The 14,196-nt window shown below is 64.5% G+C and carries 8 protein-coding genes and 2 pseudogenes; 5 read left to right on the top strand and 5 right to left on the bottom strand.

Translation table 11 applies throughout. The features are described from left to right. Nucleotides 1-245: 245 nt before the first annotated feature. The 3 genes and pseudogenes from LDN90_RS09945 to LDN90_RS09935 all read right to left on the bottom strand — a co-directional run. Nucleotides 246-653: pseudogene (locus LDN90_RS09945) on the bottom strand (transposase); the annotation flags it as partial. 381 nt (nucleotides 654-1,034) lie between these two features. Then, on the bottom strand, nucleotides 1,035-1,394 hold the full coding sequence (locus LDN90_RS09940; RefSeq protein ID WP_223948898.1) for an XRE family transcriptional regulator: 360 nt from the start codon (nucleotides 1,392-1,394) through the stop codon (nucleotides 1,035-1,037). After that, entirely contained in the window at nucleotides 1,375-1,788 is a 414-nt protein-coding gene (locus LDN90_RS09935) for a hypothetical protein (protein ID WP_223948897.1), read from the bottom strand. The genes LDN90_RS09940 and LDN90_RS09935 overlap by 20 nt, the downstream gene beginning before the upstream one ends. A 305-nt stretch (nucleotides 1,789-2,093) precedes the next feature. Here LDN90_RS09935 and LDN90_RS09930 point away from each other — a divergent pair, with 305 nt between their 5' ends. Together LDN90_RS09930 and LDN90_RS09925 are read left to right on the top strand one after the other, a co-directional pair. Continuing rightward, the gene (locus LDN90_RS09930; RefSeq protein WP_223948896.1) at nucleotides 2,094-3,752 is read left to right on the top strand and encodes a hypothetical protein; all 1,659 of its coding nucleotides are present in this window, start codon (nucleotides 2,094-2,096) and stop codon (nucleotides 3,750-3,752) included. Then, nucleotides 3,749-4,573 (top strand): hypothetical protein, encoded by an 825-nt coding sequence (locus LDN90_RS09925; RefSeq protein WP_223948895.1) that lies wholly within the window; start codon nucleotides 3,749-3,751, stop codon nucleotides 4,571-4,573. Before LDN90_RS09930 ends, LDN90_RS09925 begins: the two co-directional genes overlap by 4 nt. 91 nt (nucleotides 4,574-4,664) lie before the next feature. Here the strand turns inward: LDN90_RS09925 and LDN90_RS09920 are convergent, their stop codons facing one another. Then, nucleotides 4,665-4,946: a hypothetical protein gene (locus LDN90_RS09920; RefSeq protein WP_223948894.1), complete on the bottom strand. Its 282-nt coding sequence runs from the start codon at nucleotides 4,944-4,946 to the stop codon at nucleotides 4,665-4,667. Nucleotides 4,947-4,967: 21 nt separating this feature from the next. Between LDN90_RS09920 and LDN90_RS09915 the strand changes: the two genes are divergently transcribed. The 3 genes and pseudogenes from LDN90_RS09915 (at nucleotide 4,968) to LDN90_RS09905 (ending at nucleotide 13,021) form a co-directional block, all read left to right on the top strand. Next, entirely contained in the window at nucleotides 4,968-9,266 is a 4,299-nt protein-coding gene (locus LDN90_RS09915; RefSeq protein ID WP_223948893.1) for a hypothetical protein, read from the top strand. After that, on the top strand, nucleotides 9,263-10,348 hold the full coding sequence (locus LDN90_RS09910) for a Wadjet anti-phage system protein JetD domain-containing protein (RefSeq protein ID WP_223948892.1): 1,086 nt from the start codon (nucleotides 9,263-9,265) through the stop codon (nucleotides 10,346-10,348). The genes LDN90_RS09915 and LDN90_RS09910 overlap by 4 nt, the downstream gene beginning before the upstream one ends. Before the next feature lie 1,416 nt (nucleotides 10,349-11,764). Further along, nucleotides 11,765-13,021 (top strand): annotated as a pseudogene (locus LDN90_RS09905) (IS256 family transposase). A gap of 542 nt (nucleotides 13,022-13,563) precedes the next feature. Here LDN90_RS09905 and LDN90_RS09900 read toward each other — a convergent pair. Then, nucleotides 13,564-14,166 carry a DUF1349 domain-containing protein gene (locus tag LDN90_RS09900; protein WP_223948891.1) on the bottom strand — a complete coding sequence of 201 codons (603 nt, stop codon included), beginning with the start codon at nucleotides 14,164-14,166 and terminating at the stop codon, nucleotides 13,564-13,566. Nucleotides 14,167-14,196 lie beyond the last annotated feature (30 nt).

The raw sequence follows: 14,196 nt of genomic DNA, 5'->3' as shown, positions 1-14,196 counted from the left end.
TCGGCGTCGATCAGTGCCAGTTCCTGGTGCAGGTGCCGGTAGCGGACGGCGAGGCGTTTGAGCACGGTCGCGGTGCTGGTGAGTGGCTCGGAGGCCGGTCCGGCGGGCCGGGTCTTTTCCAGCGCGGCCATCAAAGCGGGACTGGTCATGGCCCGGTATCTGGCGCGGATCGTTTCCGGTGCGGTCACCAGGATCGCCTTGACCTGGGCCATCACGGCGACCCGGGCGCGCATTGCGGTGGCGCGCTCGGCGCGCAGTACCCGCAGCGATTCCACGGCTCCGTCCCGGGATTTCGGGGTGGCGCCGGCGTGGCCGGACAATACCGATTCGGCGGCCTGATAGGCGTCGAGCGGGTCGGATTTTCCCTGCAGCCGGCGGGCCTGCCGGTTCGGGCGCATCACCTCGACGACGTGAATGCCCTCGCGGACGAGTACGCGTGAGAGTTCGGCACCGTAGCTGCCGGTCCCTTCCACGCCGGCGGCGAGGACCGGACCGAACTCTGCGATGAACTCGATGATGCCCTGGTAGCGGGACCCCGCGGCAGGGAATTGCCTGTCGGCCAGGTGCCGGCCGGTGTCGGTGATGAGGGCGACGTGGTGGGTACCGGCGTGGGTGTCGATCCCGGCGATGACTTCCAGATGTTCGTTTGCCATGATGAAACTGCCCTGACCTTTGCATGCGATGAGAAAAGGGCACGCCGGCCGGGTGGGCAGACAAGACAGTAATGGGACTCTTCGGAACAGGCTCCTATAAGGTCATGTCCACCTGGCCGCCGCGTTTAGTGCGGTCGTGTCGCGGCGGACAGATCAATGTCAAGACAAACCCCTCACAGGGCGTCAGCCACACTTAGAGCCACGCCGCGACACAACCAATTTCATCATTACTGTCCACACTTCCTTTTTGCCCCATTCACGTGACTCTTGAGACCGGCCGCACTCCCCCAGCCGCGCGAGCAGTGGCCACATCACCGGAAGCAAGCTCGACTATGCGGAGTCCCCTCCGGATGGCGATGCCGGGTCCTTCCGCAAACGTTCTCAGCCCTGCACTTGATGCTGCAGACTGCGGAGGTCCAGTTCAATTTCGCGGCCGTTAACGTGCACCACCATCTTTGCGTCTTCTACGCCCGCGGCTGACAAATAGTCCATAAGCGTTGACAGAAGCATGTCTTCGCGGCGCTCTGTCTTCGAAACAACACTCTGATCTATTCCAAGCCTCTGGGCCAAGTCATCCTGTGTCAGTTCTGCGGCCTTGCGAATTGTGGCTAGGTTAAGGGCGTAAATACGGTCCTCGCGTGCGGAAGCTTCCCGAATTTCGGCTACGCGTTCTGTCATACCCGGCTTTGCCAGGATACGTCCGAGCCGGTCATCGCCCTTCCTAAATGTCTTCCTCACCATTTTCATCAACCTCCCCTTCTCTGATCCATTGATCGATTATTTGGTCAGCTCTGCTTCCCACACTGTCGTAGAAGACATCGCCCATGTTGGCTTTATCACCTGAAAACAGGGCCACCACCGCTGTGTTCTCATCGGGTGGAAACCAGACGATCAATCGGACGGCGATCCCGTGATGGTACGGGTGAGAAACCCGCCATACTTGGTACCTCTTCGCCTGACGCACCGTTTTGAGTGTCGGAGTCTCTTCGGCGGGTGGTGCGCTCAGGCGCCGCAGATAGTCCATCTCTGCGGCTACATATTCGAATACAGCCTTAGCCCTCTCATCACCGCTTTCGGCCTCCTCTTCGAGTCGGTCCAGCTGCTCGTCAAAGCTGTCCGGCCAGAAAAGTTCCATAGGCAATTATGACTTTGAAGGCATATGCATTGCAAGTCATTCAAAGAGCCATCTCCGAAGGCACAACTCGCACTGTCAGCCGGTATAAAGGGACTACATCTTTGGTCAGCCCATCGCCCTCCTTCTGAAGGAGGGGCCGCTATTGGCCCGAAGGTTCACCTGGGAGAGCCGCACCACTTGGACCGGGACAAGCGGGTCATCACCAGTATACTGACCTTCCGTTATCGCTTACCTTCCGCGTCAGAACTAGCGGGCTCCCTGTGACTCGGCCCATAATGTCACCGCTCGCCGTTACCCTGACCTGTATGGAAGTCGAATTCGAGCCAGGCCGCCCGTTTGACGATGCCGCAAGTGACCTTATCTCTGATAGGGCTTTGACTTCGGCCGGCTTCGCCCAGCGGGTGAAAGCGCTTGCGACGACGGCACCGCTGCATGATCTTGACGCCCGCAAGGCCCAAGTACAGTCAGCCGACTACACCGTGTACCAGATGGCCGAGCTCGCGCTGCACGCCATCGACCTAGTCACCATCGCGATGGACTTCGACACCGGTGCCCGCCCCGTGTCCGTGCTGAAAGATCTGGCCGCCGGTGTCACCGCACAAGCTCCAGACCGCGCACTCGCGGAACATCAGCGTGTTGCGAGCTGGGTGCTGGAGAACCTCCTCAACGTCGGATCTACTGACCGCGGGTTCCGCACCGTATATGGCCTGACCGGGCCGGGCGGGTACGAGCGCCGCACCTTCGACTTCAAGCTGCTTGAGGAGACGCGCGGCCTCGACGGGGACCTCTACCTGCGCGCGTCGAACGAAGCTGTGAATGTCCTCGTCGGCGCGCTCGAGGTTGACCTCGAAGCCGCGCATATAGCTGCCGACGTCCGCCTGGATATCCTCATAAAGCGTGGCCGGCTCAGCGAAGCACAAGCCGCGGCGCAAAACGCCCGCTACCGCACCATCCAGTACGGCGAGATGCTCCGGCAACGGCTCGAGGCCACCAGCCGTGATGTCCGTAACGTCGACTGGGCCCAGGCCATGCCGGCGTTTATCGACGAAGCCCTCGCCCACATCGAAGGCCGCTATCGGGCCGAAAACGCCATTCTGGTCAACCTCACCGAAGTCCGCGACACCGCCGACACCCCCGCCCGCAAGGCGCACGCAGCGCGTCTGGTCGACCTCGTAAGTGACTGCCTCCGCCGCCACGACCAGCTCCAAGCGGGCCTCCAGACCGCCGGCCGCCGGTTCCGTGCCGAACAGGACCGCCAGACCTTCGCCCCCGGACCGATCCGGGCCGCCCTTGACCTGCATGCCCAGCTGCTCCAGCCGGTGCTAACCCGTCCCGTCGCTGAAGCGGACGTGCCCCTGCTGCGCTTCTTCAGCCCTGCCGCCGGCCTCATCGTCCCGCACGCGCTGCGTCTGGTCGACCTCTTCGAAGGACTCATCACGCCGCCGGCCGAACGAGACCCCCTCGGCGGCCTCATCGAGGATCCCGAAATCGAGCTCGACGAGGAACCGCCGCGGTTCCCAGGCGCTAGCTACGAACATCTTGCATCCCTCCTGGATCTCGACCCCGCTGCGCCACAGCGCCTGTCCGGGCTGCTGGCCGACGCACGCGCACGTCAGTCCGAGGACCCCGACGCTGAAGACCTGCCGCTGCTGGTCGTGGTCCGAGTCCTTGCCCTGGCTGCGCAGGAGATCGGTGTCGCACGACGCCACCACGACGCAACTGTGCTAATCGCCCTTGATGACGGGACCGTGCTCCAGGACCCGGCGTTCGCCGGCGCCGATCTCCTGGTCGCCCGCGCCGAGGTCCTCCAGACCCGGTCCGGCGACACTCAACCTATCGTCCTCGAAACCGCCGACGGCAGCCACTGGGCCAGCGATGGGACCGAGACCATTGATGCCGGCCCCACGAACGTAAAACCGGAGGGGAACATGAACAGCAACATGATCCAGGAGAACGCACCATGAGCTCAACCGGTCAGACCACTGCCAGCTCCGTCGGGGCCGTCGCCGATGCCTCCCGTTTGGTGGCGTTTGCGTTGCGCCCCAAGCTGCGCCCAGCGCGCGACGAAACCTACGCCGAACTCGTCCGCCGGTTCCACCATGATGACGGGTTCGCCGAACTCGTCAAAGCCATTTGCCTGGGGCTGGATCTCGTCATCCTAGACGCGGACGACCGGCACGGTCTCGTCGTCGCCAGCAGCGAGGAAAGCGTCTTCGCAGTCCGGATGACTGACTACGCCCGCCGCTCCGGTGGGGAAGGCAAGGCCGCAGAACGCGTCCTGCACGCACTCGCGCATCTCGGCGCCGCCACCCTGGCCTATCCTCGCCCCGCCGACCTTTCCAACCCTGCCTACGTGGGCCGCGTCACCGTCAACGGCGTCGAGGCGTTTGTCCGTGAAGCCTGCCGCCGCCTCAGTGAGGCCGCCGCCGAAGCCGGCGACGACGTCGATCCGTCAGCGGATACCCCCGATCTGGAAACAGCTTGGCGGGTTTACCAGCGCCGTGCCGCGACACCCGGCTCCGGCGACGGACGCCGGGTGGCGTCCTCGACCATCGGCATAGTTGGCAAAGCTCTCACCTTCCTGGCCGACCAAGGCATGCTTGTCAAGCGCAGCGAAGAGGACGGCGGCACCTACGCCACCACCAGCCGGTACCGCATCCAGGTTGCCGAGGCCGGCAGCCGCATGTTCGCCGAGCTACTCTCCCTCGGCATCACCGAGATCACCGACGGCACCGGAACGCTTACGCCCGTCGAGTGGACCGACCAGACGGTGAGCCAGCTGTGACCACCACATGTACTGCCACATCCATCGCGACGATCCGCAACATCCGCTCCGGGAGCTGAACGCCACCATGTACGAATTGAACCGAGCTCGCCTAGTTAGCATCGGCCCCCGCGGTGCCCGCTACTCCGATGTCACCATTGACCTGTCCGGCCTCGGGGAGCAAGTCCCTCCGCGGAGCCTGTTCGACGCCCTCACGCGGCGGCCTTCGCCTTTCTCGCTGCTGCTGCTGGAGAACGGCGGCGGCAAGTCGGTCCTGCTCAAGCTGCTGTTCAGCGTGGTGTTGCCCGGGCGCCGCAACACCGTCGGCGGCGCCTCGCTCGACAAGTTCGTCCTCGACGGCGACACCGGCCATGTAGCGCTGGAATGGATGCACGTGACCACCGGGGAACGGCTCGTGACCGCCAAGGTATACCAGCGGCGAACTCGCAGCGGTGACAAGTACCCGGTCGCCGAGGCCTGGTACTCCTTCCGGCCCAGCCAATCACTAGACCTCGAGACGCTTCCGGTCGCTCACGACGGGCACCGACGACGGCTCGAAGGGTTCCGCGAGGCCGTGCAGGAAGTAGACCGGCTCGAGGCGACCACCGAGCTAAATTGGCTCGGCGACGACCAGGGTCGGTGGCGCGCACACCTGCGCGAGCGCGGTATCGAACCGGACTTATTCGACATCCAGCGCCGGATGAACGTCGACGAGGGCGAAGCCGCCAAGGCGTTCAAGTACGCCTCCTCCAGGGAGTTTGTCGACTGGCTGCTGACGACCGTCACCGATCCCAAGGACGCCTCCTCGGTCGCCGAGACGTTCAGCCAGTGGGCAGCGAACCTCGCCGACCGCGAGCAGATGCTGCTAGAGCGCGACTTCCTCGAGGGGGTCATCGCTTGCCTGGACCCGCTCTCAGTCGCGTACATCGCCCACCAGGAGGCCGCACACGACGCGGCAGCCGCTCTCCGTGGCGCCGAAACCCTGGCCGTTGAGCTCGACCTGCGCCTGCGGTTCGAGCGGGAGAACGTGTCCCAGCTGTCCGCAGAATACGCAGCCGCACAGACGGCCGTCGTCACCCGGTCTACCGAGCGTGACGCCGCCCGCGCGCTCCTCAACGAGGTCCGCCGCCAGACGCTCCAGCTCGAGCTTGACGAAGCCGAGACGCAGGCGACAGACACCAAGGAGCAGCTCATTGCCGCCGACCTGGAGCTGCACGGATGGCAGACCATCGCCGCCATTGAGGAACGTGACCAAGCCATCGCGACCGCCGACGATCTGGCCAAGCAGGTCGCGGCCGCCGACGATGACGCCGCGCCCGCGCTGGCACGACGCGACGAAGCCGCTGGCCGGCTGCTTGCGAAGTACCTGGCCGAGGCCGATGCCAGTGACCGGGAGGCTTCCGACAACGACGCCCAAGTTGCCGCCGCCAAGCAGGCAGCGGCCGACGCCGATGCTGCCCGCAGCCGTGCGCTGGGGGCCGCCGCCGCCGCCAGTGAGCGGCACCGGGCGGCCGTCCAGACGGTTGGCGCGGCGACTGATAGGCTCACCGCCGAGGCCGCTGCCGGGCTGGTGCCAGCCGGGACCACGCCCGGGCAGGTGCCCAACGTCGTGGAGACCGCCCAAGGCGTCCACGCCACCATCGTCACGCGCCTCGCCGAGGCCAAGCACAAAGCCGCCGCCGCGGAAACGAAGGTGAAACGAGCCACGGGCGCGGTCAAGGAAGCCGAGAAGGAGCTCCGGACCAGAACCGCCGCCGCCGACAGCACCTCCCGTGACCTGCGCGCAGTCGAGGACGAGGCTACGCGACTGGGCCATCTCACCGTGCTCGCAGAGGCCGCCGGAGCAGAGTCCGCCCCCACCAAGGACAACAGACCGGAGTCCGGTGACGCGTTGAGCGTCGATGAGCTCGAGGAGTCATGCGACCGACTCCTTGCCCAGCTCGCCCGCGACATCGTGGACCACACCGAGCACCTCGATGAGTCGCGGACAGCCCAGCGCGAGGATGCACGGGTTGTCGAGGCGCTCGGCACGGGCGGGCTGCTCCCTCCGCGCGAAGAAGTCGAACGGGCATTGGAGGTCCTGGACGCCGCCAGCGTCGTCGCGCACGCCGGCTGGCGCTATCTGCACGATGCCGTTCCGGCCGCACAGCGCATTGAGCTGATCGCCGAACACCCCGCCCTGGCTGACGGGGTGGTGGTCATCGACCGCGACCAGATGCCCGCAGCACGTCAGGCCCTGACCGAGGCGCGGCTGCTTCCGGCAGCGGCAGTCGCGGTCGGGTCCGGCGCCGATCTGCTCAGCATCAACGCCAGCATCTCAGAGGTCGACGCACCCGCCGTGCGGGACGGAGACGAGTGCTCGGACGTGTTCGTGGTAGACCCGACCCCGGCATTGTTCGACGAGGAGTCCGCCGCCCAGCGGCGCGAGGAACTGCGCGAGCAGATGACCCGCCGAGGCGAGCAGCTCCAGTTCGGCGCCGAGCAGCTGGGCATAGTAACCACCGCATGCAGCGACCTCGACCGATGGCGGAATTCGAACCCTCCGGGACACCTTGCCAAGCTCCGCGAGACTGCAGCCGACGCCGCCACTCGCGCAAGCGCCGCGCAGGAGCGTCTCGACGCTGCCGAGGGAGACCTGGAGACGGCCACTGCCGATCACGAGCGGGCGGATTCCGACGTCGAGCAGATAGCGGGCCAAGAGCGGCGCGCCTCAGAACGCGCTGCGAAGCTGGAGGGCCTCGCCTACCTCGTCGAGTCCGCCGCCCAGGTGCAGCAGCTCCTACCAGAGCACGAGGCAGAGGTCCACCGGCAAAACGCAGCCGCCAGCGACGCACTCGACCGCCGTGAACGTGCCCAGCAGACACAGGAGGAACACGCCCGTCTGGCTGAGCAGGCACGTGGGCAGGCTCGACGCCACCGGGCCGCCCGTGACGAAGTGCCCTCAACAAGCGGGCAGCCCTCGCAGGAAGTTCCGACGACGTCACTGGCTGACCTGCGGGCGGCAGCAGCCGCAGCCCAGCAGACCTACCTGGCCGCAGCCGTCGACGCCGACCTGCGCCGCCGCGCCGAGGAGGCCGCCGAGAAGGTCCAGTCAAAGCGCTCTGCGCTTGCCCTGCGCGACGCCGGGCACGTCGTCGAGGCCGAACGGCTCCGCGCGACACCAGCGGGTGCCGACCGTGCGTCGTGGAGCGTCGGCGCCGACAACGCACGCCGCGCCGTCTCGACGTTGCGGGCCGAAGCCGACCGCCTCGGCAAGCGCGCCGGGCAGCTGGAACAGGCGGTTCTGGATGCTTCTCCGACCGAGCCTGGCCGGCGATCGTGGACCAGCCTTGGCGAACAATGGCAGCCCACCAACCCCAGGCATGGCCGTGAGCTCCAGGTCGAAGCGCAGCAGGAGTCCCGGCAGGCTCAGCAGCGCCTCGACGAAGCGACCGGCATCGTCAGCAAGCTCGAGCAGCAGCGCCGGGCAGCTGACGACGCCGCCCGCGGCATCAACGAGGCGCTGCTGCCACTGGTCACCCTCCTGGGAGGAGTCCCTGAGGGTGTCCCAGCAGGCGTTGCTGCGACGGCGTACACCGCCGACGAGGCCGCTGCCCAGCAGGCTGCATCCGTCGCGGTCGACAGACTGCGTGACACCAAGGACCGGCTCGAGAGCTGCCGTAACGAGCTCGCGGACGCAGCCCAGGAGCTGGTCGCGTACGCCAGCCTGGCCCGGTATGAATCGCTGGCCACCCAGGCGCGGCGCAGCATACTGGAGTCGAACCGGAACACGCTCCCGGTACGTGCTGCCGAGTGGTCCATCTCTCTCCAGGCTCGACTGGCGACCCTGACCAGCGACCTGGAGAACGCCAACAGGCACCGCAAGACCATCGTCGACCGGCTCAGCGCGCTGGTCGACCAGGCCCTCAAGACCCTACGCCGGGCCACCAAACTGTCCCGGTTACCTGAGGACCTCGCTGAATGGGGCGGACGCCCGTTCCTGCGGATCGCGTTCAGCGAGCCGGACCGCACCGCGATCAGCGTGCGCGTCGGAGAGGTTGTCGACCGGGTCGCCAGTGAGTACGCTTCCCGCGCTGTCGGCACACAGTCCCGCAGTATGCGCCGCGACGGGATGGCGCTGTTGCTTAACGCCCTCAACGCCTCGGTTCCAACGGGGTTCACCGTAGACGTCCTCAAGCCAGACTCCGTGCTCCGCGACGAACGGGTCAGTATCGAGGAGATGAACGATGTGTTCTCGGGCGGGCAGGAGCTGACTGCAGCCATCGTCTTGTACTGCACTCTGGCTGCTCTCGCCGCGAACGAACGCGGCCAGATGCGGTCCAAGCACTCCGGCGTTCTCTTCCTCGACAACCCGATCGGGCGCGCGAACGCCTCCTACCTGATCGACCTGCAACAGTCCGTCGCCCGCTCTCTGGGTGTCCAATTGATCTACACGACAGGCATCTCCGATGACCGGGTGCTCGCCGCGTTCCCGCTGTGGGTGCGCCTGCGCAACGACGCCGACCTGCGCGCCGGGCTGAAGCACATTCGGGTCGCCGAGGTCATGCGCCGCAAGCTGCCAGCCCCATACTCTGACGGCGAACTTGCCGCCAATGGGGACCAGAACGGCGGTCCGTCCGCGCCAGGCACCGTCACCGCGACCCGTGTCCACCGCCACCCGGCCACTCCTGCCCGCGAAGTGCGCGACGCCGATGAGCCGATGGAGATGCCGTGACCGCTAGGGACAGTCGTCAACCCGGCCAGCCGGGAGATGGCACTGCAGTGCAACTGAGCCCGCGCGCCGTCCGGCTGGGGACCCTGCTTGAGCGTGTCACTGGGCGGACAGTAACCCTGACGGACCTGTGGCCCTTGTGGGCCACGGCCGACCCCGCTTCCGCCGGACGGCCCGACCGGCGGGCTGGGCTCGCGCAAGCCATCGAGCAGCTAGCGGCAGCCGGGCTGGTGACTCCATCGAAGAAGCAGGACATCCACGCCTGGCCACACCTGCCGTCCAGGCTCACGCTGGCGCCGCCGGCGCCCTCTGAGTCCGCGGCTGCACTCGCCCGCACCGTCGCTTGGCGCCCTGAACTTGCCTGGGTGCTGCGCACCCGCCTGACCTTGGGGCAGGTCGCCCAGCTCCGCCTGGTCAACAACTGGCTCCGAGACCACGGCCGCGAAGCCGACGTCATACCGCTGCGCGAGCGATCGCTGGAGGTTCTCGGGCACGAGAAGGCGCTCGATGGCCTCCTGACCACGAATGTGTTCGCGCCGGAACGGCTCAGCCTCACTCTGCTGCGAACGTTCCGCACCCACCCACCCCTGCCCGTCGTTCGAATCGGAGACGGGCCCGTACTGCTGGTGGTCGAGAACGACAACACCTTCCACAGCATTCGTACTGTTCTGGCGCCAAATCCGGGGCCCGTCGGCCACGTTGCATGGGGCGCCGGAGGCGCGTTCGAGGCTTCCGTGCGGTCGGTCGGCGACCTGCCCGGCCTGGAGCGTGTGCGGTACTTTGGCGATCTAGATGCCGCCGGATTGCGCATCCCTCGCAATACCGCCGAAACCGCGGCACGAGAGAGGCTGCCGCCCGTTACCCCGGCGCTCGATCTGTATCGCGCCCTGCTGGGCAGTGGCATACGCCAGGGCGGCCAGCCACCCCTCACCGCTGAACAGACTGGCGCCTTCGTCGGATGGCTTGAGGACGCAAGATTGATGCTGGAAGCCGCCGACATGCTGCGCTCCGGCATTCGGGTGCCGCAGGAGGCGCTCACACTCAGGTCTTTGGCCCGTGACCGCTACTGGCTGGACGCACTGTGACGTGAGAGGCGCCCGAGACCCGTTGGGAACGATGGCATCTCAGCGGCAGTCCTTGCGTTGTGGCGTGACTAGTCTTTCGGTTGGGCCCGACATAGCGCCGCGCCCGCTACCCTGATGGGATTGAGCCAAGGGCCCGCCGTGATCCCTATGCGAAAGATGCCAATCCCGTCACGTTGAACCACACCCAAACCTGACAGCCCGACGGTCTCGAGACAGCACAGCCCCGTCACCCTCGTCGCTGGAATGCAGCTGCTCACCAAGAACGAGACGAAGCGCCGGGACAGCACCATGGGTGCTTGCCTTGTCATGTCGCCGAATCCGGCGGGCGAAATGAACACATGAAGGCAAGAAAGAGAGCAGACCGTGGTCAGAAACAAAACAGACTTAAGTGTGCACAACGTGCACACCTCTCTTGGCCCGACAAAGCAAGTATTCGGCGCCGTGCTATGCCGGAAATCTCATGGCTGAAACCGACGAGATGGAAATCTGCGGAAGTCATGTCGTACCTAATCCCCTAGCCCATGAACAGGTGTAGGCCGCCCCAGACCTACCGGACAGAACCGAAAGAAGGAACTCGAATGACCGCAGCATAGAGCCAGCGGAGCGCCCACCAGCCAGGACGCCAACCCCGCTCCCACATCCAAACTGAACAGGCCGATTCCGGCGGCCAGGCACCAGCCGGAACAACAAGTCAGCGGGACTTGTCAACGTTTGTCAACAGTTAAAAGCAAAAACCCCTCTGACGAGGGGTTATGCCGTGCCCGAGGTGGGACTCGAACGCGATTCCCGGCCTTGATATTGCTGGGAAGTCGCGGAAACCTGCGGAATCCGGGCCAGCCCGGCGCTTGTACGAGGCAATCCGAGGCGAAAGGTGTGCACATTGTGCACACCCTCTTTTTCCATGGAACCAGTGCCACGCAGGACGTCCCAGACGGCGCAGCGGACGGGTAGCCGCCCCGAATCGAGGGCTAGATGTAGTGGAATTTCAAGGGCCGGACGGGGGCAAGAATCCTCCATAGTGCCACCTCCTTTCACACTTCTATGGTTCGCTCAAACACTCCCGACATGACTTAATCCGATAACTCCAACGACCGCTCTTTCACCGACGTCGGCCTGGACGTCTCTCTGACCAACTCACCAGTCACTACTAGGGTTCTGGAAATGCCCTTGATCGCGCTGCTGCGATCTGCTTCCTCATGTACAACAAGCAGAAAACATCGCACGCCTAACCTGGCTTGAGCTGCCCGATCTTGGTTGCCATGACATCCTCGAACGCCGAAACGCCACGGCGAAGCTGTTCCGGCAAACGACGCCGGTTTCGCCAGCAGAAACGGGACTGTCTGAATAACGGTGTGTGGGGTTCGGCCTGATCCGAAGGAGACGGCCGTGTCAGAATCCGCGACCGAGATGACAGGGATGATGATCGATCCTGTGACGGGAGAAATCATTGACCAGAAGGAGCTTGCGGAGCGGTTGCTCGCGCAGGCCAAGGAACAGGGCGTGAGCCTGGTGGGCCCTGGCGGACTACTGAACCAGCTCACGAAGAACGTCCTGGAAGCGGCACTGGACGCGGAACTGACCGAGCACCTCGGGCATGAGCATGGCCAGAAACCGGTCGCCGCGAACATGCGTAACGGCACGAGATCAAAAACCGTGCTGACCGAGATCGGCCCGGTTGAGATTGAGGTGCCCCGGGACCGGGACAGGTCATTTGAGCCGATGATCGTGCCGAAACGGAGACGGCTTTTGGACGGGATCGACGAGGTCGTGCTCTCGCTCTCGGCACGTGGGCTGACTACCGGGGAAATCGCCGCGCATTTCGAGGAGGTTTAGGGGCCAGAGTTTCTAAAGACACCATCAGCCGCATCACGGAGAAAGTCGCAGCCGAACTGGCCGAATGGTCCTCCCGGCCGCTGGATCCGGTTTATCCGGTGCTCTTCGTTGACGCGATCGTGGTCAAGGTCCGTGACGGGCAGGTACGCAATACCCCGTTCTATGTCGTCATGGGAGTAACCGCGAACGGGGAACGGGACATCCTGGGTATCTGGGCCGGTGACAGTGGCGAGGGTGCCCGGTTTTGGCTGCAGTTCTTCTCCGAGTTGAAGAACCGGGGTGTGGAAGATGTGTTGATCGCTGTCTGCGACGGGCTCAAGGGCCTTGCCGGAAGCGATCACGACCACATGGGAACGCACGATCGTGCAGCAATGCATCGTTCACCTGATCCGAAAAAGCTTCCGCTATGCCGGCCGCCAACACCGCGACGGCATCGTGAAGGCACTCAAACCCGTGTACACCGCCCCGTCCGAGCAGGCAGCCAAAGACCGGTTCGCTGAATTCACGGCAGAGTGGGGACAACGGTATCCGGCAATCGTGCGGCTTTGGGAGTGCTCCTGGGCGGAGTTCGTGCCGTTCCTGGAATACGACGTCGAGATCCGGAGGGTTATCTGCACGACGAACGCGATCGAATCGATCAACGCCCGCTACCGCAGGGCCGTGAGGGCCCGAGGTCACTTTCCGAACGAGAATGCTGCCCTGAAATGCCTGTATCTGGTCACCAGATCCCTTGATCCAACGGGCGGCGGAAGAGCACGCTGGACCATGAGGTGGAAGCCCGCGCTCAACGCGTTCGCCATAACGTTCGCCGGACGGTTCGAAAGAAGCATCAAACAATGAAAACCGCCGGAGCCCACACACCGTTTATCGGACAGTCCCGCTCTAATCGAAGTGATCGTGGGCCTAACCAACGCGAGAGTCGATGAGGATAGATCCGAGTAGCCTAAGGCGATCGCTATCGACTAACTGACGAAACGATAATTATCGGCATTCAGAGCACGGGAGTGGAAGCTGCTGCGTTAACTCGTCCTGAAGGATCTTTCTACGTTTTTCCACGTCAGCTGTAGGCCAATGCTTGCCTGCTTCAGATAGCGATCGGCATGCCGAGCGCATTGTCATTTGCAGTTCGTCCGAGCCAAGCTGCAGCGAGGAAGCCGGGGGCAGCCGGACAGGTAAATCCAACACAAGCCAGTTCCGGACGCGCTTACGTGTAATTATCTGGAGCTGCCATAACCAGACCAACCAGAAATGGGCCATCAGGTAGAAGCGCTATGGATGTGAAAATCATCAACGAATAAACTGAGCCACGGGCTAGGTGAGTCACTGAAACAGTGCCTCGCCTACTCGAATGTGGACAAGTCCTCGCTATCCCGGCCGCGACGCTAGCTACCGTCCCGCAGGTTGGAGGGTGGTTGCCTCGTCAGGTGGATCATGTCGAACGTCGCCACACAACTCCCGCCCAGTGGTGCTTGTGACAGGAACCCGACATGGACGTGGTTTGGCGTGCCCAACCTGAACAAGCGGACGAAGCTCCACATCTTGCCGTCGGCGGAGTAATGGAAGGCCCAGGCTGGCCCTATCCGGCTCACGCGGAGGTGGACCCATGGCTCTGCGACAACAGTCGAGTTGCCGTCGTCGGAATAGTTGTTTGTTACAACGCTGACCACCATCGCCTCGCCCTGGGGAGAATGCTCGAAACAGAGCTTGGCCCAGTGGTCTTGATCCACCCACAGGCTCAGCGCCCCGGCGTCGAACGTCGTCCGGGGTGCCTCCACTCTGACCCTGGCGGACAGCGAAAAAGATGTTGGCGCGGTGAAGCCAAGTGCCGAGGCCCGATGTTGCTGCTGCCCGCCGAGGGAATCGTTACTCCAATCGACTCCCGGCGCAGCTGTCAGGGTCAGCGTCGCAGATGTGGGCTCGTACTCCGCTTGACCTTCGACGCTCGTCCAGGTCAGGGGTGGGAGCCCTGCTGCTTCGAGGGTCATGTCCATGCTCCTTGTTCAGTTTTCCGCTGC

This window comes from Arthrobacter sp. NtRootA1 (assembly GCF_019976975.1).
Classification (GTDB): Bacteria; Actinomycetota; Actinomycetes; order Actinomycetales; family Micrococcaceae; genus Arthrobacter; species Arthrobacter aromaticivorans.
This window is presented reverse-complemented; position numbering and strand designations above follow the sequence as displayed.

Coding starts and splice junctions, on each gene's coding strand:
- LDN90_RS09925 (WP_223948895.1), top strand. CDS start 3,749: ATGAGCTCAACCGGTCAGACCACTGCCAGCTCCGTCGGGGCCGTCGCC.
- LDN90_RS09930 (WP_223948896.1), top strand. CDS start 2,094: ATGGAAGTCGAATTCGAGCCAGGCCGCCCGTTTGACGATGCCGCAAGT.
- LDN90_RS09940 (WP_223948898.1), bottom strand. CDS start 1,394: ATGGTGAGGAAGACATTTAGGAAGGGCGATGACCGGCTCGGACGTATC.
- LDN90_RS09935 (WP_223948897.1), bottom strand. CDS start 1,788: ATGGAACTTTTCTGGCCGGACAGCTTTGACGAGCAGCTGGACCGACTC.
- LDN90_RS09900 (WP_223948891.1), bottom strand. CDS start 14,166: ATGACCCTCGAAGCAGCAGGGCTCCCACCCCTGACCTGGACGAGCGTC.